The organism is Pricia antarctica (assembly GCF_900101815.1).
GTDB lineage: Bacteria > Bacteroidota > Bacteroidia > Flavobacteriales > Flavobacteriaceae > Pricia > Pricia antarctica.
In genome coordinates, this window is record NZ_FNAO01000006.1 from 160563 (window position 1) to 184294 (window position 23732).

A 23732-nucleotide genomic window follows, 5' to 3' on the forward strand; every position below is an offset into this window, starting at 1 on the left:
TCCATTGCAAATTCAATCTTTTTGGAATACCATGTAGTCCCTTCTACCTCAATAAGTATCCCGAATCTCCTCAAAAATATCCTGCATCCTTTTTTTCACTTCCGAGCTGGGGTGGCGAAAATGGTTGTTCATAAAACTGAAGATCAGGGTCTTTCCGGATTTTGTTACCAGATAGCCGCTCACGCAATGTACGTTACCCAAACTTCCGGTCTTGGCGTGGAGGTAGGGCTCTGGATCACCGGGGTACCAGCGCTCCAGGGTTCCGGAAACGCCTCCGGTAGGGAAGATATCAAAAAGGCGTTCTTTCGGTATTTTCTTGTACAATTTATGCAGTACGTGTACTATGGATTCCGGAGTAAATAGGTTATATCGTGACAGGCCCGATCCATCGACCCATTGGGGTGTTTGTTTAAGATCGGAAAGTTGATTGTTCAAGACGGAGTCCCGCACCTTTCCGCCATTAAGCGTGTCGGACAGGGTGGAGGAGGCCAGCAATAAAAGTTGCTCCGCAACCATATTATCGCTTACGTGCATCATCCGCCGGTAGAGGGAGTCGGAGGGAAGGCTGTATAAAACCTGCTTTTCCCCAATAGGCATATGGTCGGCTATCCGGATCTTTTTCCCCAATACATCCTGCAAAAGCATCCTTGTTAAGGTGGAATCCGTTTTATAGGGAATCTCAACGGTGTCTTTGCGGAATTTCCCAAAATAGAAAACGTTTTTCTCAGGTTCTCGTTGTAGCTTATAATTGATTGGAACCACTTTGTTCAGAAGATAAGATGGGGCCACCTTCAGTACATCCGTATTATGTAGGGTCGCTACGTTGCCGTAGAGGGGCAACGGACTTCTTTCGGGCTGGTAATAATATTCATAATCGGCCCAAGACCATCCGGGACCGAACTTATCTTCTTCAAAATTGTTGAGATAAAGAGCAATATTTTTATGTCCGCGCAAGAAGTTTAACGCTGTGCTATCCTTAAAATAGGGATGTAAAAAAGAGGGGTCTCCAGTACCTTCAATATAAAGGGTGTCGTTTTCGATCAGATACTTCAGCGCGGGAATTTTGTCCGGTAAAAACTGGAGGGCCGTAAACAGGGTGAAAATCTTGGTATTGCTCGCCGGGGTAAAATATTTGGTGCTATTGAGGTGGTAGAGCGTATCGTTCGAGTCGGCATCAAGCAATAGAAATCCCGTAAATTGATTATCGAAAAATGGTGATTCCAGAATGGTTTTGGTCGAACGTTGTAGGGTTCTCTTAGCACTCGCACATCCAAATAAAAATAATAGGACGGTGCAACCGAATACAATTTTTTTCATTGTTTTTTATTCGTTTGGAATACCAAAGATAGGGCGTTTAACAAGACTTTGGCGAACTTTTAACTAGACGTCTACAACATATTTCAGGCTTTATTGTTTAACTTTATGCATGAGATATACTCATAACAACCTAATTAATTAAACATTTTGAATATGGCTAGCAGCATGCTTGAGTACTCTAAAACGGTACTCAAAAAAGTCAGTTTTGATGTAAAACTATTTTGCAAGGAACTGGAAAAAGCGATTTCAAGATTGCTTCCCGAGGAAATCGAAGAACTCAAAAGCTGGTTAAAACAGTTCATAACGGACAAACCGGAACTTCAAAACAGCCTCGTTTACATAAAAGCTTAATCTAACCGCCCTTCGATTTTCGAGGGGCTTTTTAATTTTTGCTTATTGGACTGATGATTTTCACGTCTTGAAAAGCGATTGCACCTCTTACAATCGCCGATATTACATCCTTCAAGGCTTCCGTAATCTGTATTTTCAGCTCACTTTTATGATAGATAAGGCTGACTTCCCGAGCAGGGGAGGGGTTCTCGAAATACCGTAGATTTTTTTTCTTTTCATCATCAAGTACCAGCGTATTTAAAAATGGCAAAAGTGTCATTCCCAAACCCTCGTCGGCCAAGTTGACCAAGGTTTCGAAACTGCCACTTTGCAGATGGAAATTTGCATTTTCAAAATTCTGCGGAACCTCGCAAAGGTTGATAATCCCCTCACGAAAACAATGGCCGTCCCTTAAGAGCAGTATGTCGTTGATGTCAAGGTCTTTTGGGTTTATTTTTTGCGCCTTTGCCAACCGATGGTTTTTCGGCACATAGCCGACGAAAGGTTCATAATACAGGGGGCGTTCCCTAATATACTCGATTTCGAGGGGTGTTGCGGCAATGGCGGCATCTAAATGGCCGTCTTGCAAGTTGCGGATAAGGCTCTCGGTATTTTGTTCCTTGATTATCAGGTTTACTTTGGGATATCTGTTAATGAAGGTTTTTAGGAACATGGGCAGTAGGGTAGGCATGACCGTAGGGATGATTCCGAGCTTGAAATCGCCACCGATGAATCCCTTTTCCTGGTCTACTACATCTTTGATGCGGTGGGCCTCGTTCACAATATTTTGGGCCTGTGCAACGATTTTTTTGCCTACCTCGGTAATGGCTATCGGTTTTTTGCCGCGATCAAAAATCAATACATCCAGCTCATCTTCCAGCTTTTGCACCTGCATGCTTAAGGTCGGTTGGGTCACAAAGCTTTTTTCGGCCGCCAAGGTAAAGTTCCGGTACTCGGCAACGGCCAGTACGTACTGCAATTGTGTGATAGTCATAGCAAAATAAGTTCAGCCGATAAAAATAGGAAAACAGGCGATAGAAACTATCGTTGTTGTAGCTTGTACTAGTTATTTGCCATAGAGCGCATCCATCCCGGGAATATTGGGCATTCCCTCTTTAGCGACAGCGGCCAGTTCAGTTTCGTTTACCTGGGTCGCTTTTTCGATGGCTTTATTAAGGGTCAGTATCAGGTAATCCTCCAATTGTTCCCTATCCTCCAGTAAACTTTCGTCAATTTTGATTTCCTTCACTTTTCGATTGGCGGTTATGGTAACCTTTACGAGACCTTCCGCAGAACTTTCATCCAACAGAACTGTATCCAATCGTTTTTTGGTAGCGGCCACCTTTTCTTGGGTTTCCTTGAGTTTCCCCATCATTCCCATCATATCTCCGAACATAATCCTATTTTTTAAATTTATGTGTCCAAATTTACTAAATTGTCGGTTGATTAGGGCTATACGTCTATCGCTTTACCTTCGTACGCGTATCGCAATACTCTTAATGGTCATTTAAAGCCCCAAGGCGAAAGGCGTATAGCCTATGGTAAATGGCGAAAGGCCGTTTTACAATCCAACGAAAAGTGTCAAAGATGAACATATCCATTAAATACAAAACAATCTTGGCGCTATTCTTTACATTTGCCGGCTCAATGTACAGCCAAGAAAATACTATGAAGGAAGTTACCGCGCCCGTAGCTCAAAAGATTCCCGAAAAACTGGAAAAGCACGGCGATATCAGGGTAGATGATTATTATTGGATGAAGGATAGGGAAAACCCCGAGGTCATCTCCCATCTTGAAGCGGAAAATGCGTACTACAATACATTGACCGCGCATACCAAGATTTTTCAGGATTCCCTTTTTGCCGAAATGAAATCCCGAATTAAGGAGGATGATGAGTCGGTACCCTATAAACAGGAAGGTTACTGGTATATTACCCGTTATGAGACGGGAAAGGAATATCCCATCTATTCCCGAAAAAAGGAAAGTTTAGAGGCGAAGGAGGAAATTATGTTCAACGGTAACGAAATGGCCGAGGGGCACGATTATTTCAGTATCGGGGGCATCGCTGTGAGCCCCGATAATACGCTGGCCGCTTTCGGTGTGGATACGGTTTCTAGAAGGCAGTATCACATCCAAATAAAAAATTTACGGAACGGGGAAATTTATGAAGATAGGATAGAGAATACGACCGGTGGCTCGGTCTGGGCGGACGATAATACAACTCTGTTTTACAGCAAAAAGGATCCGATAACCCTGCGATCGGATAAAATCTACAAGCACAAACTAGGTACTTCTTCTGAAGATGACGAACTGATTTTTCATGAAAAGGATGATACCTTCGGAACGTTTGTCTACAAAACCAAATCAAAGAAATACATTGTTATTGGTTCGTACAGCACCTTAACTTCTGAATATCAGGTCATACGTGCCGACCAGCCAGACGGGGAATTCAAAATGTTCTCGCCCAGAACAAGGGGTCTTGAATACAGTATTTCGCATTATGACGACCATTTTTATGTACTGACCAATAAGGATGGCGCGACCAATTTTAAATTGATGCAAGTCGGTGAGGCGCAAACGGCTTCGGATAAATGGGAGGAGTTTATTCCGCATAGAAAGGATGTTCTTTTGGAGGACATCGATATTTTCAAGGAGTATTATGTGCTTTCAGAACGTGAAAACGGACTCAACAAAATCAAGATTGTCAGATGGGACGGTTCGGATAGTTATTATCTGCCCTTTGACAGCGAGACTTACACAGCGGGCGTCGGCCAAAATCCGGACTTCGATACCGAGACGCTACGATATGGGTATACTTCCATGGCTACCCCGACTTCAGTCATCGATTTTAATATGCGTACGAAAGAAAAGGAAGTTAAGAAAGAACAGGAAGTACTTGGCGGTAAGTTCGACAAGAACAATTATGTGGAGAAACGTATATGGGCCACGGCGCGGGATGGCGTGAAAGTACCCATGTCTGTCGTATACCATAAGGATACAAAATTGGGCAAAGACACCCCGGTTTTACAATATGCCTACGGATCTTATGGCGCCACCATCGACCCTTATTTTTCTACGGTCCGTTTGAGCCTTTTGGACAGGGGCTTTGTGTATGTGCTCGCGCATATTAGGGGGGGGCAGTATCTGGGCAGACCCTGGTATGAAGACGGTAAATTGTTGAAAAAGAAGAATACGTTCACCGATTTTGTGGATTGCTCCAAATATTTGATTACGGAAGGCTATACCAGTGGTGATCATTTGTATGCCATGGGCGGTTCTGCCGGTGGACTTTTGATGGGCGCCGTCGTGAACATTGCACCCGAAATATACAATGGAATTATTGCCGCGGTACCCTTTGTAGACGTGGTTACTACAATGCTCGATGATTCGATTCCCTTGACTACAGGTGAGTACGATGAATGGGGCAACCCCAATGAAAAGGAATCGTATGACTATATGAAATCGTATTCGCCCTATGATCAGGTCAAGGCACAATCCTATCCGAATATGTTGGTAACTACGGGGCTGCACGATTCGCAAGTCCAGTATTTCGAGCCCGCAAAATGGGTGGCCAAACTGCGCGAGGTCAAGACCGATACCAATCAGCTGCTCTTCGATATAAATATGGATGCCGGTCATGGCGGGGCTTCCGGGCGGTTTGAAGCCTTGAAGGAAGTAGCCAAGGAATATGCATTTTTATTGGATCTGGAAGGGAAGATTTGAGGTTGTGCTCAGAACTCAGCGTCGTAAGCTATACGCAATTTTCGGTATCCGAGAATGGCGTGCAGCGCACAGCACATAGCGCAAGTGGCGTTTTTTCCCGTTTCAGAAGCAAGCTTTCCAAAATAATTAGTAATTTTGCAGTAAGAATTGACCAAACTCTAGCTATTTTAGGGGATTCCAAAACCAGACATTCTGTATGGCACATAAGATAAACGCTTATAACAACGTCCTAGAACTCATAGGAAATACGCCCCTCGTCAAACTCAATAAAATCACTAAAGGCTTTGCCGGCAACTTCTTTGCCAAGGTCGAAGCCTTTAATCCCGGTCACTCCTCGAAAGACCGTATCGCGATGTATATAATTGAAGAGGCTGAACGTAAGGGTATTTTGACCGAGGGAAGCACCATTATCGAGACCACTTCGGGCAATACCGGTTTCAGTATCGCCATGGTCAGCATCATCAAGGGTTATGATTGTATTTTGGCCGTAAGTTCTAAATCCTCTACCGATAAAATAAACATGTTACGCTCGATGGGCGCTACGGTGTATGTCTGTCCGGCGCACGTCAGCGCCGATGACCCAAGATCTTACTATGAGGTGGCCAAAAGACTGCATGAAGAGACAGAGGGATCGATTTATATTAACCAATATTTCAACGAACTGAACATAGAGGCCCATTATGTCAGTACCGGCCCGGAAATATGGGAGCAGACCAATGGGCATATCACCCATCTGGTTGCTTGTAGCGGTACAGGTGGAACAATTTCCGGAACGGCCAAATATCTGAAAGAACAAAACCCGGATATAAAGGTCATAGGTGTCGATGCCTACGGGTCTGTTCTGAAAAAATATCACGAAACCGGAAAATTCGATGCTAAGGAGGTTTATCCTTATCGTATCGAGGGATTGGGCAAAAACCTGATTCCAGGTGCAACGGAATTTGAACTTATCGATGAGTTCATCAAGGTGACCGATTCCGAAAGTGCCCATACCGCCCGTGAAATAGCACAAACCGAAGGTATATTTGCAGGTTATACCAGTGGTGCCGCCATTCAAGCTATAAAACAGCTCAACGAACGCGGCGAATTTGGTGCGGACGATAACGTGGTGGTCATCTTCCCAGATCACGGATCACGTTACATGAGTAAAATCTACAGCGATCAATGGATGGAAGACCAAGGTTTTCTTGATACCGAACCTGTTGAGAAAACTCAAGAAATACAGTATATTAAGGAATAGTTCTTTAAATGCAGAAAACAAAAGAGCGACGGTTATCAACACCGTCGCTTTTTTTTTGGGGATAAAAATTTCCCAAATATTCCCTATAAACGCTTACTTTTGCAAACGAATCATAAGTGAAAATCAATGCAAGATCTATTCGACAGAATATTGGAAAATAAAGGCCCGTTGGGCAAATGGGCGTCGCAGGCGGAAGGCTATTTTGTTTTTCCCAAGCTTGAGGGCCCGATTTCGAACAGAATGAAATTTCAGGGCAAAGAAGTGATTACCTGGAGTATCAACGATTATCTAGGTCTGGCGAATTTGCCCGAAATCAAAAAAATAGATGGTGAGGTAGCCGCCGAGTACGGTTCTGCGTATCCGATGGGGGCTCGTATGATGAGTGGCCATACGGAATTTCATGAACAATTGGAACAAGAGTTGGCCGATTTCGTGAAAAAGGAGTCCGCCTACTTGCTGAACTTTGGCTATCAAGGTATTCTGTCGGCAATCGATGCATTGGTATCGAAAGACGATATTATTGTTTACGATGTTGATTCGCACGCCTGCATCATCGATGGGGTTCGCTTGCACATGGGCAAACGTTTCACGTTCGTTCATAACGACATGGAAAGTCTCGAAAAGAATTTAGATCGGGCTACGAAGATGGCAGAGCAGACCGGAGGAGGCATTTTGGTAATCTCGGAAGGGGTATTCGGTATGCGAGGTGAACAGGGAAAACTTAAGGAAATCATCGCACTAAAAAAGAAATTCACCTTCAGGTTATTGGTCGATGATGCTCACGGATTCGGCACTTTGGGAAAAACAGGCGCAGGAACAGGTGAGGAGCAAGGTGTTCAAGACGGTATTGACGTCTACTTTGCCACTTTCGCCAAATCAATGGCCGGTATCGGGGCCTTTTTGGCCGCTGACAAACAGATTATCGACTATCTGAAATACAACCTACGCTCGCAGATGTTCGCCAAATCCCTACCTATGATATATGTGAAGGGTGCCCTTAAAAGGCTGGATATGTTACGGACCCAACCCGAACTTAAGGCAAAACTGTGGGAAAATGTAAACGCCCTCCAAAATGGACTCAAAGACAAGGGATTCAATATCGGGGATACGAACACTTGTGTCACTCCTGTCTACCTGAACGGAAGCATTCCCGAAGCGATGGCCTTGGTAAAGGATTTACGTGAAAACCACGGAATATTTTGTTCCATAGTTGTTTATCCAGTTATACCTAAAGGGCTGATTTTACTTCGTATGATTCCCACTGCAACGCATACTATGCAAGACATCGAGGAGACCTTGGTCGCCTTCTCCGCGATTCGAGACAGACTGGAAAACGGTACGTACAAAAAGTTGTCAGCTGCCGTTGCTGCTGCGATGGGGGAGTGAGACGAAATCTGAGATTTTCTCAAATACCAAAAATGTAAAGTTCCAAATTCCAATTTTATTAATCCAAATTTATTGAGGGTTTCATTGACTATTTTTCGAACCGGCACGGGTCGATAGTACTAGGTAAACCTAATTTTATTTGAGATTTGATATTTGGAATTTACCGCATAGGTATATAGGTCGAGGTCCATCATGAAACTTCCATGCGGTACGTACACCTCCGCTTATGAACAGTCGGCTGCACGTGCTTCCAAATCTGACGCGCTGCGGTATTGTCACTTAGTTCCGGTGTTCGAATACCCGTTGTAATTCCCCTTTTATTGAAGGTTTTGTAATACTGGTTGAAGATAATGGCGGTCACGCCTTTGTTCTGATAATCGGGGTGAACGCCGATAAGATAGAAAATAGCGCGTGTGCAATTTTTGCGAGCCTTCAGCAAATAATACCATCCGAACGGGAAGAGCTTGCCTTTGGCCTTTTGTAGGGCTTGCGCAAAAGACGGCAATACTACCGCAAAGGCGACTAGCTTGTCGTCTTTATCTACCACAAACTTGATAAATTCCGGATCTACGAAGCTCATAAAGCGGTTTTTAATGTACTCCCGCTGCTCGCTCGAAATCGGGGCGTAGGAGGCCAAACCACTATAGGTAAGGTCCAGAAGGTCGAACATGGGGTCTACCCAACGAAGTAATTCCTTTTTGTTTTTTACATTGACTTCCCGAAGCGAATACCGCTTTTTGACCAGTTCATTGATGCGTGCAAAGAATGACGGATCCGCCTTTTTCGTCGGTAACGTATTCTCAACATACTCCTTTTCTACTGTAAGGCCCAGCCGCTCATAATGGGATTGGTAATACGGATGATTATACCATGTGACCATGGTACCTAGGCTGTCAAAGCCCTCGGTCAATACACCAACTTTGTCAAGATTTGAAAAGCCTATCGGACCTTCGACGTGATCCATCTGTTCGGTTTTGGCGAGTTCGATGACCTTATTGAACAAGGCTTTAGAAGCCTCGTAATCATCGATAAAATCGCACCAACCGAATCTCATTTTTTTAATGTTTTGTTGCTCGACTTCCAGCGTGTTGATAATGGCTGCAACACGCCCCACGATTTCATTGTTTTTATACGCTAGGAAAAGCCACATGCGGGCGGTTTTGAATGCGGGATTTTTCTCTTTGTCAAAAGTATCCATCTCATCGGAAATCAGTGGCGGCACCCAATAGGGAGAGCCTTTGTAAAGGGTAAAGGGAAACTTTACGAACTGTTTGATTTCAGCTTTTGATGTTGCTTCCTTTAAGGTAATCATGCAGTGAATTTTGTGTCTTCAATATTAGGTATTAATGGGGAAGGAACGAAAACAAAAGGATAAATAGTGCACCCCATGTTCAAAATTCAATCTCCCCACTATCCTCCCGCTTCTTTTTCTCCGCCTTCCTCATTTTTTTCAATTGCTTTTTTGAAGGTCCTAAATCAATATCCTCCGCCCCCATACCATCTTCTCTATTCCCTCGTTTGTTTCTTTTCATGGCATTTTTCTGGATCGCCCCGCCATTACCGTCCGCATCTTGATCGTCGATGGCTAATGCTTTGTCGTTGTGCAGATCGAAGCGGTACGATGCACCCATGGTTACGAAGATCCGGGAAGGGGTGTTCTTAAAACTGGCACCCAGATTAAAATCCACTTGAAGGTCTTCGGTCAGCAAATGTGCCACACCGCCACGGAGTAGAACATCTGAATATCGGTCGCTTTGAATACCTTGATTCTCCAAGAACGCGCTCCATTTTGGATTTCGAAAGGCATGGGATAGCGATACCAAATAGCTTAATTCAGGAAAATCGGTGCTGATACGGTCGTAAGCGATGTTGGTTATCAGCACGAACCTCGGCGTGAGTTTGCTTTGTGTCGCCACCATTCCTCGATAGGAAACACTGGGGTCGCCGATATAAAACGGATTGTCTCCCAAATTGAAAGTGGCCCCACCATAAATAGAAACGGAGGGAATCAAATTCTTAAATTGAAAAACATTGTTCGCCCGCCAGCTGTAAAGATTCACCTTATTGCGCTCTTCGGATTTGTACCTGTCGTAGATCAAATATTTCAGTCCGACTCGGTTTCTTGAAAAGTCCGTGAGACTTTCGGAGGTTCCAAAGTTGATCAAAGTGATGTTTTGATTTTGATAGCTGCCTTCGTAATTGAGCTCCAATTGTTCGAAGAGCAGGCCGTAGCGCAAGGAGATATCGGTGCCCCAGATGTTGCTTTCGGTGTTCAAAAGTGAGTGGTCGCTCTGTTCGTAGAAAAGTCCCGCTTCCAACTGTATCACATTCTTCCCAACGGCATAGGCACTGACCGATAGTCCGGGCCGGTTCGAATTGATTACGTCGGTGTATTGGGCGAAGGCCGTCAGGGGTAGGACGAATGCGATTATTAAAAGAGAATGTTTCATTGATTGTGAAGGTTGAATTTTTTATTTGCTACGGCTCACCGCGACTGCAATTGCCTACAGGAAACCGTTTTTACCATTATTTTAGCGTTTCTCCGTTATCAGTACAACGTTAAAATCGTATTTTTGATATATCAATAACCGATTATTATGGTATTATTAAAGACAATTCTTGTAATTCTTCTGATTTACTACGGATTGAAGATATTGGTGCAACTATTCGCCCCAAAGATTTTTGGCTACGCCGCCAAAAAGACAGAGGAACATTTTAAGGAAAAATTCGGGGAGTTTGCCCAGCAAAATCAGCGTAATGAAGAACGAGTTGGCGATGTGATTATCGACAAAAAACCTTCCAAAAAGAATACTTCAAAGAACGATTCTTCCAATACAGTCGGTGACTACATCGATTTTGAGGAAATTGATTAGTTTTGCCTTTATACTCCCGTCACTTAAAGTTCTGGATTGTTAAGTGCCCGAAGTACTCAACCCACTAATTATAGGTATGCAAAAGGGATTAAAGGCATTTTTCATTCATTTTTTCGTTATCGTTTTCTTTGTCATTGCCGCCCTGGCCTATTTTTACCCAGTACTTCAAGGTAAGGTCATTAAGCAATCCGATATCGAGCAGTTTACGGGGATGGCCAAAGAGCAAGTCGATTTCCGGAAGAAGACCGGCGACGAACCCTACTGGACGAACTCCGCCTTTGGAGGGATGCCTACCTATCAATTGGGTGCCTACTATCCCCATGATTATGTAAAGAAACTGGATCTGTTTATTCGATTTTTGCCGCGTCCGGCGGATTATGTCTTTCTTTATTTTGTTGGATTTTACATCCTTCTTTGCTGTATGAAGGTCGATTTTCGATTGGCCATATTAGGGGCCCTGGCCTTTGGTTTTTCCACCTATCTCATTATTATTTTAGGTGTAGGTCATAATGCGAAGGCTCACGCCCTGGCCTACTTGCCGATGCTTTTGGGAGGGATCATCCTGGTCTTTCGAAAAAAATATTTATGGGGGTTTTTACTGACCGCTATCGCCATGGCTTTGGAAATCAGGGCCAACCACTATCAGATGACCTATTACTTTATGTTGCTGGTTCTGGTCTTGGGCGTGGCCTATCTGGTGGATGCCCTCCGTAGGAAAACCTTAAAAGAATATTTCTCAGCAGTGGGATTGCTTTTGGTTGCCGTAGGATTGGGTATCGCCGCCAATGCGACCCCCCTGATGGCTACCAAGGAGTATGCGGATTGGAGTACCCGTGGAAAATCGGACCTCACCATAAATCCGGATGGCTCGACCAAAGGAAATACAGACGGACTCGAAAAGGAATACATTACCCAGTGGAGCTATGGTATCACGGAATCCTTGAACTTATTTGTTCCACGACTTTTTGGTGGATCTAGTAGCGAAGACCTTGGGGAGAATTCCAAAAGCTATGATTTCTTGATCGATCAGGGCATTTCCCGCAGTCAGGCACTGAGTTTTTCCAGTGCCCTGCCTTTGTATTGGGCCGACCAACCCGGTACTTCCGCCCCGGCATATATTGGAGCCATTATTTTTTTCCTTTTTATTCTTGGATTGATTATGGTAAAGGGAAGGGCCAAATGGTGGCTTTTGGGGGGTACTCTATTGTCACTTTTTCTTTCGTGGGGCAAGAATTTTAGCCTATTGACCGATTTTATGATCGATTACTTTCCGCTGTACGATAAGTTCCGGGCGGTTTCTTCGGCACAGATTGTTCTTGAACTTTGTGTCCCCATCTTGGCAATTTTGGCGCTAAGGGAAATTTTTAGTGCATCTGTAGAAAAATCGGATAAAATTAAATCACTGAAAATTTCCTTTTTCATCGTCCTCGGATTGGGCGTCTGCCTATTCCTTTTCAAAGGGATGTTCAGTTTTGAAGGTCCGAACGATGCCTTCCTGAAAAAGAATTACGGCGATGAATTGGTTTCCCTCATCCAGGCCGATCGAAAGGCGGTGTACAATAGTGACCTTTTCCGTTCCCTTATTTACATCTTTTTGGCAGCGCTTGCCCTTTGGTTTTTTATAAAGGATACGCTGAAGTCCAATAGTGCCATTATCGCTTTAGGAGTGTTGATTATTGCCGATTTAGTGGGCGTGGATAAACGATACGTCGATAACAACGATTTCGTGGCGAAACGGAAAATGTTGCAACCTTTTCCCGAATTGCCTTTAGACCAACAGATTAATAAGGACAAAAGTATTTTTAGGGTCTACGATCCGTCCGAGGGTCTCAATGGGGCACGTGTCTCTTACTACCACCAGTCTATCGGCGGGTATCATGCGGCAAAACCGGCGCGCTTAGAAGACCTGTTCAGTTTCCATATTTATAAAGGCAACATGGGCGTACTCAACATGCTAAATGTCAAATATGTCGTGCAGCAGGATGAAAAGGGGCAAGCCTATCCTGCAGTAAATCCCGAAGCGAACGGCAATGCCTGGTTCATAGAAAAACTTGTCAAAGTCGAAAATGCAGATGCGGAAATACAGTCTTTGGATACCTTGCAGACGAAAACTGTAGCGGTTGCTACAACCGAGATGCTACAAGACGTTGCCGGTTCCGAATTTAATGTGGACTCCCTGAGCAGCATTGTCTTGACGGATTATGTCCCCAATCATCTGACCTATACTTCCAAAAATGATGACAACGGAGTGGCCGTCTTTTCAGAAATGTATTATGCCCAAGGATGGAACGCCTATATCGACCGACAACCCAAAGATCATTTTCGGGTCGATTACACCTTGCGCGCCCTACAAGTGCCTTCGGGCCAACATACCATAGAATTTAAGTTCGAACCTGAAGTAATCAAAACCGGAAGTCAGATTACCTTGGCCAGTTCGATAGTATTCGGGTTGATTCTTTTCGGGGGAATCGGGTTTACGTTTTACCGGTCCCGCAAGGATGAAAAGGCTTAGCACCGAATGGTCTAAGGTTTAAGTGCCAACAGCATATTTGAACCTTAAATTTTTCAAACAAAGATTTTCTTTGACAATTGTCTGGTTATTAAACTTATTTTCATGAAGAAAGTTTTAATCATCACCTACTATTGGCCTCCCGCGGGCGGGCCCGGTGTTCAGCGGTGGTTGAAGTTCGTGAAATATCTTCGGGATTTCGGGATAGAACCCGTAGTGTATGTTCCTGAAAATCCCCATTATCCCATCGAGGATCCATCTTTGGAAAAGGAAATCCCAAAAGACATTGCCGTTTACAAACAGCCCTTGTTCGAACCTTATGGTCTGGCCAAATTACTATCCTCCAAAAAAACAAAGCGCATTAGTTCGGGCATTATACAGGCCAAGAACCAATCCGTTTTGGAGAAGGCGATGCTATGGATCAGGGGCAATTTTTTTATACCCGATGCCCGAAAATATTGGATAAAGCCCTCTGTGCGGTTTTTATCCGAGGTATTGGATAAAGAGGACATCGATACCGTCATCACCACTGGGCCGCCACATAGCGTTCATTTGATCGGACGGCAATTGAAAGCGGAAAAAGGAGTGCGATGGCTGGCGGATTTCCGGGATCCCTGGACATCCATCGGCTACCATAAAAAATTGAAACTTACCGCATCCAGTAAAAAAAAACACAAGGTATTGGAAAGTTCGGTCCTGAACCAGGCCGATCATATAATCGTTACCAGCCCGGCGACCCAAAGGGAATTCCAACACATTACAGTAAAGCCTATCACCGTCATAACCAACGGCCATGATTCCGACTACGAAGGCGGCGCCCATTTGGATAATGACTTTACCATCTCCCATATCGGATCCCTGCTAACGGGCAGAAACCCGAAAAACTTGTGGAAGGCGCTCTCCCAGATCGCCTCCGAGAACTCCGTCTTCCGTGCTGACCTGCAGCTGGAATTTATGGGTGTCGTGAGCAAGGACGTCATGGACAGCCTCTACCGCTTCGAACTCGGACCGTACATCAAAATGCGGGGTTACGGATCACATGCAGAGGCACAGCGCCGACAGCAAAAATCGCAGGTTTTGCTGTTGGTCGAAATCGACTCCGAAGAAACGAAAGGCATCATCCCCGGAAAACTTTTCGAGTACATGGCCGCAAAGCGTCCTATTTTAGCCCTGGGCCCTAAAAACTGGGAGGCGGGAAAAATTATTGCCGAAACCCAAACCGGTGCCATTTTCGATTACGATTCCCACGAGGGACTAAAAAAAACAGTTTTGGACTGGTACGCCAGTTTCAAGAAAGAAAATTTGTATTCGAAGGCAAAAAGCATTGAAAAATATAGCCGAAGGGCGCTAACCGAGGAGTTAGCGAATATTATTTGAAAATCGTAATGTTTTCCTAGTGTGGTTTAAGATATATCTGAATGCGACGGGGGAAGATTGAATTTACATACACCTTCATGAAGACAAAAAGTTTGATAATTTCACATAGCTCTCTGGGTAAAATCTCAGTAAGAAAAGTTCCCAAATGGGTGTAGTCCTTAAACAATCCTTGAACAATACCCTCGTGACCTACCTTGGCTTTGGGGTGGGAGCGATCAACGTACTTTTTTTATACACCAATTTCATGTCCGATGAATATTACGGACTGGTCAACGTGGTGCTTTCCGCCGCAATGGTGTTAATGCCCGTTTTAGCCTTTGGGGTTCCGAACAGTTTAATTAAATTTTACAGCAGTTTTAAAGATGACAGAACCACGGACGGTTTTTTGACCCTGATGCTTTTTCTTCCCGTCGTCCTAATTCTCCCCGTCGCCGGTTTGACATTTGTAGCCCATGAAGCCATAGGCAATTTTTTATCCAAAGAAAACCCGATTGTAAAAGAGTATATCTGGCCTATTTTTTGGATTGGTATGGCCATGGCCTATTTCGAAGTCTTTTACGCTTGGGCCAGAGTACGGATGCGGTCCGTTTTCGGTAACTTTATGAAAGAGATTTTTTCAAGGGTCGGGGTTACCTTGCTATTGTTCCTTCTATATTTCGATTTGATTTTCGTAGAAGCTTTTATCCCTATTGCGGTCGGTATCTATTTGTTGCGTACGCTTATTATGGCCGTTTACGCTTTTAGTATTCGCAGGCCCCGATTGGTCTTTGATTTTCCGAAGAATACGAGGAATATCCTGGTGTATTCCGCTCTAATTATCTTAGGAGGTTCCGCAGCCATAGTACTGCTGGAGATAGATAAGGTGATGATCAACCAATTCATAGAAATTGAAAACGTGGCTTACTACAGCGTAGCCGGCTTTATAGCCATGGTCATCGCCGTGCCATCCCGGTCGATGCACCAGATTACCTATCCGTTGACGGCGGAGCTATTGAACAAAAGGGACAAGCCTGCCCTTGCAGCATTGTATCAACGCAGTTCCCTGACGCTATATATTGTTTCCGGATTGCTATTCATGCTCATTCTATTAAATTTGGACGACCTTTACAAAATGCTTCCAGAACCCTATCGCAGTGGTTTTGTCATCTTCGTTTGGCTGGGGCTTGCTAAGGTGTACGATGCGCTTTTGGGAAATAATAACTCCATCCTCTATAACTCCGACTATTATCGGGCCATATTGGTAATGGGGTTTCTTTTGGCGGTCTTGACCATTCTTTTCAATCTATGGCTGATTCCAAAATACGGACTCGACGGTGCCGCTATCGCCAGTTTTGCCGCTTTTTTTATTTACAATACGATTAAATTGATCTATGTGAAATCCAAATTCGGCATCCTTCCTTTTACCGACGAAACCTTGAAAGTATCCGCATTGTTGATCGGCATCGGGGTTATCTTCTATTTTTTGGATTTTCCTTTTCATCCCATCTTGAATATTGCCCTAAAAAGTATTTTGATCAGTGCCTTGTATATCGGCGTTATCTATCGTTTTAAGATTTCGGAGGATGTTTTTGGGGTCCTGACCAAAATCTTGAGAAAATAATTCATCCTGTGTATTTGTTTTACCTTGGGCCAATCCCTATTTTTATTCGTATAATTTATCTGGACAAGGTTAAGTAGTAAGACTTTTCGTAAATACGTACTCAGCGTTCTTTACTACCTAATGGATAGCCTCGAAAGTGATCAGAAAATACGGGGTAATTTTACGTATTGGTATAACAGGATATAGGATGGGTCCGATAAATACATCAGTCCAAAGATTGCTCGATACGGGTTTCAAAAAGAAATAAATGGGAGGGAAATATGAAAGATGACTTTAAAAGGAAGGTTTCGATTCACGGATCACAAGAATTTTCGGATAATTTTGAGTTTAAGGATCCCGTTCACCACGCCGCCGGTATTTTGGGCGTAAAGGAAGCCCTCAAACACGGCTTTAAGGAAATGGGCATCGTAAGATCCATGCGCGCGCTGCTCGATATGAACCAAGAAAGTGGTTTCGATTGTCCGAGCTGCGCGTGGCCCAACCCCGAAGACCCTTCTCCCGTCGCCGAATATTGTGAAAATGGGGCAAAAGCGTTAGCCGATGAGGCTACAACGGCACATATTGGAGCCTCTTTTTTTAGCGAAAATTCCGTCGAAGCATTGTCCCAACTCACCGATTACCAACTCAACAAATTCGGAAGGCTTACCGAACCCTTAGTACTTCGGCCCGGAAGCATTCACTATGAGCCTATTTCTTGGACGGATGCCTACGGACTGATTTCCGACCAACTGCATGCCCTTGATTCCCCCAACGAGGCCATCTTTTATACCTCCGGGCGTTCTAGCAATGAGGCGGCCTATCTCTATGGTATGTTCGCAAGGGCCTTCGGTACCAATAATATGCCCGATTGTTCGAACATGTGCCACGAATCAAGCGGCATCGCTTTAGGAGAAACCTTGGGTATCGGAAAAGGATCGACAAAACTGGAAGATCTCTATGAAGCCGAAGTAGTGATCGTAGCCGGACAAAATCCCGGTACGAACCATCCGCGAATGCTGTCCGCCCTTGAAAAATGCAAGAAGAACGGCGGAAAGATCATCAGCATCAATCCCTTGGAAGAAACGGGACTGGTAAACTTCAAAAATCCCCAAAAAATTACGGGATGGGTAGGTGGGGGAGAGGATATGGCGGATATTCATCTTGCGGTGCGGATAAATCAGGATATTCCTCTTATTAAGCTTGTAATCAAAAAACTGGCGGACATGGATACCGCGAAGAAGGATGTCTTCGATCATGAGTTTTTACGTCAACATGTGACCGGTTACGAACGTCTGATGGCCGATATTGACACTTATGATGTAAACGAACTTTTACGACTGTGCGGTGTCGAGGAAGGCAAAATCGGGGACACCGCATTGCTGCTTGCTAAAAAATCCAAGATTGTCGTCTGCTGGGCGATGGGTCTGACGCAGCATAAAAATGGCGTCGCCAACATTCAGGAGTACGTCAATTTGCTCTTGTTGAAAGGATCCATCGGAAAACCTGGCGCAGGCACCTGCCCCGTGCGCGGCCATAGCAACGTACAGGGCGACCGCAGTGTAGGTATCCAGCATTTTGTCGATGCGGCAATGAACCAACGTATTGAAAAACATTTGGGCTTCACACCTCCGGATAAGGAAGGCGTTGATACCGTCGGTGCCATGAAGGCCATGCACGATGGAAAGGCCAAAGTCTTTCTTTGCTTGGGCGGAAATTTTCTAATGGCCGCTTCCGATACCCAATACACTGCAAAGGCCTTGCAAAACTGCGACCTGACCGTGCAGGTCAGTACCAAGCTCAACCGTACGCATCTGGTGACCGGCAAAACCGCACTGATATTGCCCACCTATGGCCGCTCGGAAAAGGATTTGAAAAATGGCGACCTTCGCTACCTCACCATGGAAGATAGTATGGGCCGGGTGCGCCAATCCCGCGGACTATTAAAACCGGCTTCCGAAAACATCAAAAGCGAACCTGAACTGATTGCCGAACTGGCGGACACCTATTTTCAAGGAAAACACGCCGTACCCTGGAAAGCCATGGGCGATGACTATTCCCTGATTCGGGAAAGTATCGACAAAGTGGCCAAAGGCTTTGAGAGAACGGGGGAACGTTCCAAAGGAATCGGTTTCTATCTGCCTAACAACGTCCGTAATCTTGATTTCAGCATGCTGCCCGAAGGGAAGGCGCAGTTGACGCTCAATGCACTGCCCGACCATACCTTGGCCGATGATGAATTTATGCTAATGACTATCCGTTCCCACGATCAGTTCAATACCACGATTTATGGGCTTGATGACCGTTACCGAGGGGTCTATAACGAACGAAGGGTGCTATTTATGAACGCCGAGGATATGGCCTCCAGAAACTTTACAAAAATGGATGTAGTCAACATTCACAGTAACTATGACAATACGTTAAGGACCGCGCCGAATTTTTTGGTGCTCCCTTACAACATTCCCAAAGGAGATTTGGCGGCGTATTTTCCCGAGACCAATGTGCTGGTGCCTTACAACCACTTTGCTGAAAAAAGCAAGACGCCCATCAGTAAATCGATCAAGGTTACGGTGGAGCTTGTTAGAGGTTCTTGACAAGATGCCCCTTATGAAAAACCCCCGCAGCGCATAAATCCGCTACGGGGGCAAACAACTAACCAACCTAAAAACTATTTTAATTTCTTCTAGAACTTCGTGATGACGGTGTTTTTGCTGCGGTGTTCCTGTTGCTTACCGAAGACGACCTGCTTGCCGTACTTCTCGAAGGGGCCTTGCTTATACTTCTTGAAGACGAGCTTCTTGTAGCGGCACTGCTTCTGCTTCTTGACGGTGCTTGGCTCACGCTCCTCGATGAAGAACTTCTTGAGCTAACGCTGTTTGCGCTTTTTGATGGAACTGTGCCCATGGTTCTTGAAGACGAGCTTCTTGTAGCGGCACTGCTTCTGCTTCTGGACGGTGCTTGGCTCACGCTCCTCGATGAAGAACTTCTCGAACCGACACTGTTTCCCCTTCTTGATGGCGCTTTGCTTATGCTCCTTGAAGAAGAACTTCTGGTCGCAGAAGTATTGCTGTTACTAGACGGAGCCTTGCTCATGCTTCTTGAAGAAGAACCTCTGGTTGCAGAAGTATTTCTGTTACTAGACGGAGCCTTGCTCACGCTTCTTGATGAAGAACTTCTCGAACCGATACTTTTTCTACTTCTAGATGTTGCATTATTCACGCTCCTCGATGAGGAACTTCTTGAACTGACAGCGTCCCCTCTTCTAGAGGCATTGGTACTTCTTGTGGCTACACTTCGATTGCTGCGTACTGAATTGTTCCTAACCGAGACCCTTTTATCGTTTCTATAGATTTGCGAACGTTCGCTGCGCGCTGAATTGTAGCGGTGGGTGCGACCTATCGTGGCATATGCCCTTCGGGTGTTGTGCTGATAAGGGTTATAGTAGGTATAGCGTACCGGGGTATAATACCTTCGATAAGGTCTGTTGTACACCAAACATAATCCTATAGAAGGTCTCGCAAAAAACGCATGGAAAGGTTGGTAGACGTAATGTCTGTTGAACACGTTGATATATCCGGTATGATGATCGTAGAATCCACTACGGTTATAATAGACATACATGTTGCCCACACGGTTTACCCTATTCCGGTTATAGTTGATATCAACATCACCGATTTGGGTAACACGACCGTAATTATCGTAATAAACAGGTACATCCTCAACCTGAATGACTGCACCATAGTCGTCATATTGGGCATAGGGACTATAATCATATCCGGAGTTGAATGTTACCCCGTCCCTACGTCCCGTAACCTGATTTTCGATATAAAAATCAAATTCCCCATCAGGATATACCGAAAACGTTATGCCGTTCTCGACAAAAATAAAGGAGTCGTTGTAGCGATAGGCTTCGTTTTCCGAAACCTTATCCGCAGAAGTATTGGTAGCTGAGGCCTTAGCACCTGAGGTGCCTAAAAGTATAGCCGATAAAAAGAGGACTACGTTTTTCATGATATAAGGTTTAAATTGAGAATGCAACTATTTACATCCGTCTTGAATAAAACAAACAACGTGCCAAAGAATAATTAAAATCGTAATTAACTGATTGTTAGATTTTTAAAATTATGAAAGAGGGGTGTTAATGGTAGCCTGGAACTAGGGCGTATTGCGTTAGCGGGCTAATTTTATAAAGGAGTAGAACTCGTTCTCTCGAATGGATTATCAAAATATATCAAACCATTAATTGACAGTGAAAAAAAATTGATCTATGCGAGGTAGTGCTGGAGATAAAATTCGGCTACAACGTATTTTAAATGCTATTGTGGAATTAGAATCGTAAGCATAGTCGAAATGAGAGATGTGCTAAAGTAACACGTCAAGTATCACAAAACCCCTCATAACTTGTCCTTTAAATACCCCGCAGTAAAGGAATCCTTACTTTTAATTATTTCCTCGGGAGTGCCTTCCGCTAACAATTGGCCGCCATTCTCACCACCTTCGGGCCCTAAATCAATGATATGGTCGGCACATTTGATGAGTTCGATATTATGCTCGATGACGATCACGGAATGACCTTTGGCAATTAAGGCATCAAAAGATTTCAATAGTTTTTTGATGTCGTGAAAATGGAGCCCGGTTGTGGGTTCGTCGAAGATAAAAAGCACCTTATCCCTAGTCGTTGCCTTGACTAGAAACGAGGCCAGTTTAATCCGCTGCGCCTCGCCACCGGACAGGGTAGAGGAGGACTGTCCCAAAGTCACGTAACCCAGACCTACATCTTGCAGAGGTTTCAGCTTGTTAACTATTTTATCCTGTTTGTTCCGATTAAAAAAGGCGATAGCATCGTCGATGGTCATATTGAGTACGGCGTCAATATTGGCCTCTGCAAATTTGACTTCCAGCACTTCCTTTTTAAAGCGTTTACCACCGCAGGTATCACATTCGAGATGCACGTCGGCCATAAATTGCATCTCCACGGTGATTTCTCCCTCGCCCTTGCATTTTTCGCAACGGCCGCCATCTACATTAAAGGAAAAGTGTTTGGCCTGATAGCCCCTTATTTTGCTCAATTTCTGGGAGGCGAAAAGATTGCGGATGTCGTCGTAGGCCTTGATATAGGTAACGGGATTGGAGCGAGAAGACCTTCCGATTGGGTTTTGGTCAACGAATTCGACATGTTTTATGGCCTTATACTGGCCTTCGAAGCTGGTAAATTGTCCCGCTTTTTCGCCATAGCCACCGGTTTCCTTTAGTATAATAGGATACAGCAGCTTTTTCACCAAGGTACTTTTCCCACTTCCGGAAACCCCGGTCACCACTGTAAGCATGTTCAATGGAAAAGTAACGTTGATATTTTTCAGATTATGTTCGCGCGCTCCTTTTATAGTAATGTAATTTTTTGAGGTGCGCCTTTGTTTAGGTACCGCAATTTCTTGGGTACCGTTAAGATAGTCCGCTGTCAGGGAATTTGACTTCAAAATTTCGCTTAAGGGTCCATAAGCCACCACTTCGCCCCCGTGTGTACCGGCTTCGGGACCGATATCGATTACCTCGTCCGCCGCTTTCATGATATCCTCGTCGTGCTCGACTACAATTACGGTATTGCCCAGGTCGCGAAGGGATTTCAGGACTTCGATAAGATTTTCGGTGTCCTTCGGGTGCAACCCAATACTGGGTTCGTCCAAAATATACATGCTTCCTACCAGGCTGCTGCCCAAGGAGGTGGCTAAGTTGATACGTTGGCTTTCCCCGCCGGAGAGGCTGTTCGATTTTCTATTAAGCGTCAAATATCCTAATCCAACTTTTTCCAAAAAGCCCAGACGGGTGTTGATTTCCTTTAACAGGCGAGAGGCAATTTGGGCATCGTGTTCGCCCAATGTAATTTCGGCAAAGAAACCGATCAATCGCTTGATGGGCAGTTCTACCAGGTTGGAAATGTGCTGACCATCTACTTTTACATACTCCGTCTCTTTACGTAAACGCTTCCCCTTGCATTGGCTACAACGGGTCTTGCCCCGGTAGCGGGAGAGCATTACACGGTTCTGGATTTTGTAACTTTTTTCCTCTAAGGTCTCGAAAAACTTATGTAGCCCTATAAAATGGTCGTTGCCATCCCATATCAGTTGTTTTTGCTCTTCCGAAAGTTCGAACCAAGGTTTGTGGATGGGGAAATCGAACTTATAGGCTGAATTCACCAGTTGGTCCCGGTACCAGCCCATACTTTCCCCGCGCCATGCAAAAATGGCGTTGTCATAAACGGATAGGGCCGTATTCGGAATCACCAAATCCTCATCAATGCCAATAACATCGCCGTAACCTTCGCATTTGGGGCAGGCGCCATAGGGATTATTGAAACTGAACAGGTGCACATTCGGTTCCAAAAAGGTCATCCCGTCCAATTCAAAATTATTGCTGAAATGTTTCCGGTTTTCGGTTGATAGTTCTTCTATGATCAATTCCCCTTTTCCTTCAAAAAAGGCGGAATCAACGGCATTGGCCAGGCGATTAAGGAAATCTTCATCATCTTTGGTAATGATACGGTCAACTACCAAATCGAATTCCCTACCGATATCCTTGGGCGCGGCATCGATCCGAAAGATTTCATTCTTATATTTTATACGGGCGTATCCTTGCTTGGATAATAATTGTAGGGATTTTAGGGTATCCCGTTTTTCGTCGATTTTCAAAGGGGCCAACAATAATAGTTTTGTTCCCTCTTCAAAGGTTTTGATATAATTAATGACATCGCTGACGGTATGTTTTTTCACTTGATTTCCCGAAATCGGCGAAAAAGTCTTCCCGACACGGGCATAGAGCAACTTGAGGTAGTCGTAGATTTCAGTAGTGGTACCAACGGTAGACCTTGGATTGGTAGAATTCACTTTCTGCTCGATGGCGATGGCCGGGGCGATTCCTTTTATATAATCCACTTTGGGCTTATCGAGCTTGCCCAAGAACTGGCGGGCATACGAAGAAAGGCTTTCCACATAACGCCGCTGTCCCTCTGCATAGAGCGTATCGAAGGCCAGACTGGATTTCCCCGACCCGGATAGTCCCGTAATAACCACCAATTTGTTCCGGGGAATAACCACATCGATATTCTTCAGATTGTGCAGTTTTGCACCCTTTATAATGATGTTTTCCTTCGGATTTACATCCTGTAGCTTAAGTGCGCCTTTGTTCATTTTGCAAAGATACAACTTGCCCCTAGGTTGATAAGTTCTTTTAATGGCAATATTTTAGCGCAAGCCGATCAAATTAATGAACCATTTGGTAAATTTTAACGTATATGTATACAGCAAATGATAGTATTTATAAATGATTTTTCCCGGTCGGTTATTTTTTTTCTATATTTGGCCCCTAACGAAACGTTAATACAACTTCACGCCTATAGCATAAAAT

Annotated in this window: 16 protein-coding genes; 9 read left to right on the plus strand and 7 right to left on the minus strand. The window is 44.5% G+C overall.

What is annotated here, in order from left to right:
- Positions 1-48: 48 nt before the first annotated feature.
- Positions 49-1317 (minus strand): D-alanyl-D-alanine carboxypeptidase/D-alanyl-D-alanine-endopeptidase, encoded by a 1269-nt coding sequence (locus BLT07_RS12770; protein WP_091869268.1) that lies wholly within the window; start codon positions 1315-1317, stop codon positions 49-51.
- Positions 1318-1470: 153 nt separating this feature from the next.
- On the opposite strand from BLT07_RS12770, the gene BLT07_RS12775 reads away from it, so the two are divergent.
- Positions 1471-1668, plus strand: coding sequence for a hypothetical protein (locus BLT07_RS12775; RefSeq protein WP_091869269.1), 198 nt, complete (start codon positions 1471-1473; stop codon positions 1666-1668).
- Positions 1669-1699: 31 nt separating this feature from the next.
- On the opposite strand, the gene BLT07_RS12780 is transcribed toward BLT07_RS12775, so the two are convergent.
- Positions 1700-2641 (minus strand): LysR substrate-binding domain-containing protein, encoded by a 942-nt coding sequence (locus BLT07_RS12780; RefSeq protein ID WP_091869271.1) that lies wholly within the window; start codon positions 2639-2641, stop codon positions 1700-1702.
- A 72-nt stretch (positions 2642-2713) separates the two neighbouring features.
- Positions 2714-3043: a YbaB/EbfC family nucleoid-associated protein gene (locus BLT07_RS12785; protein WP_091869273.1), complete on the minus strand. Its 330-nt coding sequence runs from the start codon at positions 3041-3043 to the stop codon at positions 2714-2716.
- A 191-nt stretch (positions 3044-3234) separates the two neighbouring features.
- Here BLT07_RS12785 and BLT07_RS12790 point away from each other — a divergent pair, with 191 nt between their 5' ends.
- The 3 genes from BLT07_RS12790 to BLT07_RS12800 all read left to right on the plus strand — a co-directional run bounded on the left by BLT07_RS12790 (position 3235) and on the right by BLT07_RS12800 (position 7996).
- Positions 3235-5370 (plus strand): S9 family peptidase, encoded by a 2136-nt coding sequence (locus tag BLT07_RS12790; protein ID WP_091869887.1) that lies wholly within the window; start codon positions 3235-3237, stop codon positions 5368-5370.
- A 196-nt stretch (positions 5371-5566) separates the two neighbouring features.
- A complete protein-coding gene (locus BLT07_RS12795) occupies positions 5567-6610 on the plus strand; it encodes a cysteate synthase (protein ID WP_091869274.1) in 1044 nt (347 codons plus the stop codon).
- Between the two features lie 126 nt (positions 6611-6736).
- Positions 6737-7996, plus strand: coding sequence for a cysteate-C-fatty acyltransferase (locus tag BLT07_RS12800; RefSeq protein WP_091869276.1), 1260 nt, complete (start codon positions 6737-6739; stop codon positions 7994-7996).
- Between the two features lie 190 nt (positions 7997-8186).
- Here BLT07_RS12800 and BLT07_RS12805 read toward each other — a convergent pair whose 3' ends face one another.
- Both BLT07_RS12805 and BLT07_RS12810 read right to left on the minus strand, forming a co-directional pair.
- Positions 8187-9308 carry a GNAT family N-acetyltransferase gene (locus tag BLT07_RS12805; RefSeq protein WP_091869278.1) on the minus strand — a complete coding sequence of 374 codons (1122 nt, stop codon included), beginning with the start codon at positions 9306-9308 and terminating at the stop codon, positions 8187-8189.
- A 79-nt stretch (positions 9309-9387) separates the two neighbouring features.
- Positions 9388-10446: a transporter gene (locus tag BLT07_RS12810; protein WP_091869280.1), complete on the minus strand. Its 1059-nt coding sequence runs from the start codon at positions 10444-10446 to the stop codon at positions 9388-9390.
- Positions 10447-10593: 147 nt separating this feature from the next.
- On the opposite strand from BLT07_RS12810, the gene BLT07_RS12815 reads away from it, so the two are divergent.
- The 5 genes from BLT07_RS12815 (at position 10594) to BLT07_RS12835 (ending at position 18925) form a co-directional block, all read left to right on the plus strand.
- On the plus strand, positions 10594-10869 hold the full coding sequence (locus BLT07_RS12815; protein WP_091869282.1) for a DUF4834 family protein: 276 nt from the start codon (positions 10594-10596) through the stop codon (positions 10867-10869).
- Positions 10870-10945: 76 nt separating this feature from the next.
- Positions 10946-13381 carry a YfhO family protein gene (locus BLT07_RS12820; RefSeq protein ID WP_091869889.1) on the plus strand — a complete coding sequence of 812 codons (2436 nt, stop codon included), beginning with the start codon at positions 10946-10948 and terminating at the stop codon, positions 13379-13381.
- Between the two features lie 102 nt (positions 13382-13483).
- Positions 13484-14755 carry a glycosyltransferase family 4 protein gene (locus BLT07_RS12825; RefSeq protein WP_091869284.1) on the plus strand — a complete coding sequence of 424 codons (1272 nt, stop codon included), beginning with the start codon at positions 13484-13486 and terminating at the stop codon, positions 14753-14755.
- A gap of 145 nt (positions 14756-14900) precedes the next feature.
- On the plus strand, positions 14901-16355 hold the full coding sequence (locus BLT07_RS12830) for a lipopolysaccharide biosynthesis protein (RefSeq protein ID WP_091869286.1): 1455 nt from the start codon (positions 14901-14903) through the stop codon (positions 16353-16355).
- A 260-nt stretch (positions 16356-16615) separates the two neighbouring features.
- Positions 16616-18925 (plus strand): FdhF/YdeP family oxidoreductase, encoded by a 2310-nt coding sequence (locus BLT07_RS12835; protein WP_091869287.1) that lies wholly within the window; start codon positions 16616-16618, stop codon positions 18923-18925.
- A 79-nt stretch (positions 18926-19004) separates the two neighbouring features.
- Here the strand turns inward: BLT07_RS12835 and BLT07_RS12840 are convergent, their stop codons facing one another.
- Both BLT07_RS12840 and uvrA read right to left on the minus strand, forming a co-directional pair.
- A complete protein-coding gene (locus tag BLT07_RS12840) occupies positions 19005-20342 on the minus strand; it encodes a hypothetical protein (protein WP_091869289.1) in 1338 nt (445 codons plus the stop codon).
- A gap of 383 nt (positions 20343-20725) precedes the next feature.
- On the minus strand, positions 20726-23515 hold the full coding sequence (gene uvrA, locus BLT07_RS12845) for an excinuclease ABC subunit UvrA (protein ID WP_091869291.1): 2790 nt from the start codon (positions 23513-23515) through the stop codon (positions 20726-20728).
- Positions 23516-23732 lie beyond the last annotated feature (217 nt).

Excerpts from the sequence above, each read along its gene's own strand:
- BLT07_RS12825 (WP_091869284.1), top strand. The coding sequence starts at position 13,484 with ATGAAGAAAGTTTTAATCATCACCTACTATTGGCCTCCCGCGGGCGGG.
- uvrA (WP_091869291.1), bottom strand. The coding sequence starts at position 23,515 with ATGAACAAAGGCGCACTTAAGCTACAGGATGTAAATCCGAAGGAAAAC.
- BLT07_RS12805 (WP_091869278.1), bottom strand. The coding sequence starts at position 9,308 with ATGATTACCTTAAAGGAAGCAACATCAAAAGCTGAAATCAAACAGTTC.
- BLT07_RS12830 (WP_091869286.1), top strand. The coding sequence starts at position 14,901 with ATGGGTGTAGTCCTTAAACAATCCTTGAACAATACCCTCGTGACCTAC.
- BLT07_RS12790 (WP_091869887.1), top strand. The coding sequence starts at position 3,235 with ATGAACATATCCATTAAATACAAAACAATCTTGGCGCTATTCTTTACA.
- BLT07_RS12795 (WP_091869274.1), top strand. The coding sequence starts at position 5,567 with ATGGCACATAAGATAAACGCTTATAACAACGTCCTAGAACTCATAGGA.
- BLT07_RS12810 (WP_091869280.1), bottom strand. The coding sequence starts at position 10,446 with ATGAAACATTCTCTTTTAATAATCGCATTCGTCCTACCCCTGACGGCC.
- BLT07_RS12775 (WP_091869269.1), top strand. The coding sequence starts at position 1,471 with ATGGCTAGCAGCATGCTTGAGTACTCTAAAACGGTACTCAAAAAAGTC.
- BLT07_RS12815 (WP_091869282.1), top strand. The coding sequence starts at position 10,594 with ATGGTATTATTAAAGACAATTCTTGTAATTCTTCTGATTTACTACGGA.
- BLT07_RS12835 (WP_091869287.1), top strand. The coding sequence starts at position 16,616 with ATGAAAGATGACTTTAAAAGGAAGGTTTCGATTCACGGATCACAAGAA.
- BLT07_RS12820 (WP_091869889.1), top strand. The coding sequence starts at position 10,946 with ATGCAAAAGGGATTAAAGGCATTTTTCATTCATTTTTTCGTTATCGTT.
- BLT07_RS12785 (WP_091869273.1), bottom strand. The coding sequence starts at position 3,043 with ATGTTCGGAGATATGATGGGAATGATGGGGAAACTCAAGGAAACCCAA.
- BLT07_RS12770 (WP_091869268.1), bottom strand. The coding sequence starts at position 1,317 with ATGAAAAAAATTGTATTCGGTTGCACCGTCCTATTATTTTTATTTGGA.
- BLT07_RS12840 (WP_091869289.1), bottom strand. The coding sequence starts at position 20,342 with ATGAAAAACGTAGTCCTCTTTTTATCGGCTATACTTTTAGGCACCTCA.
- BLT07_RS12800 (WP_091869276.1), top strand. The coding sequence starts at position 6,737 with ATGCAAGATCTATTCGACAGAATATTGGAAAATAAAGGCCCGTTGGGC.
- BLT07_RS12780 (WP_091869271.1), bottom strand. The coding sequence starts at position 2,641 with ATGACTATCACACAATTGCAGTACGTACTGGCCGTTGCCGAGTACCGG.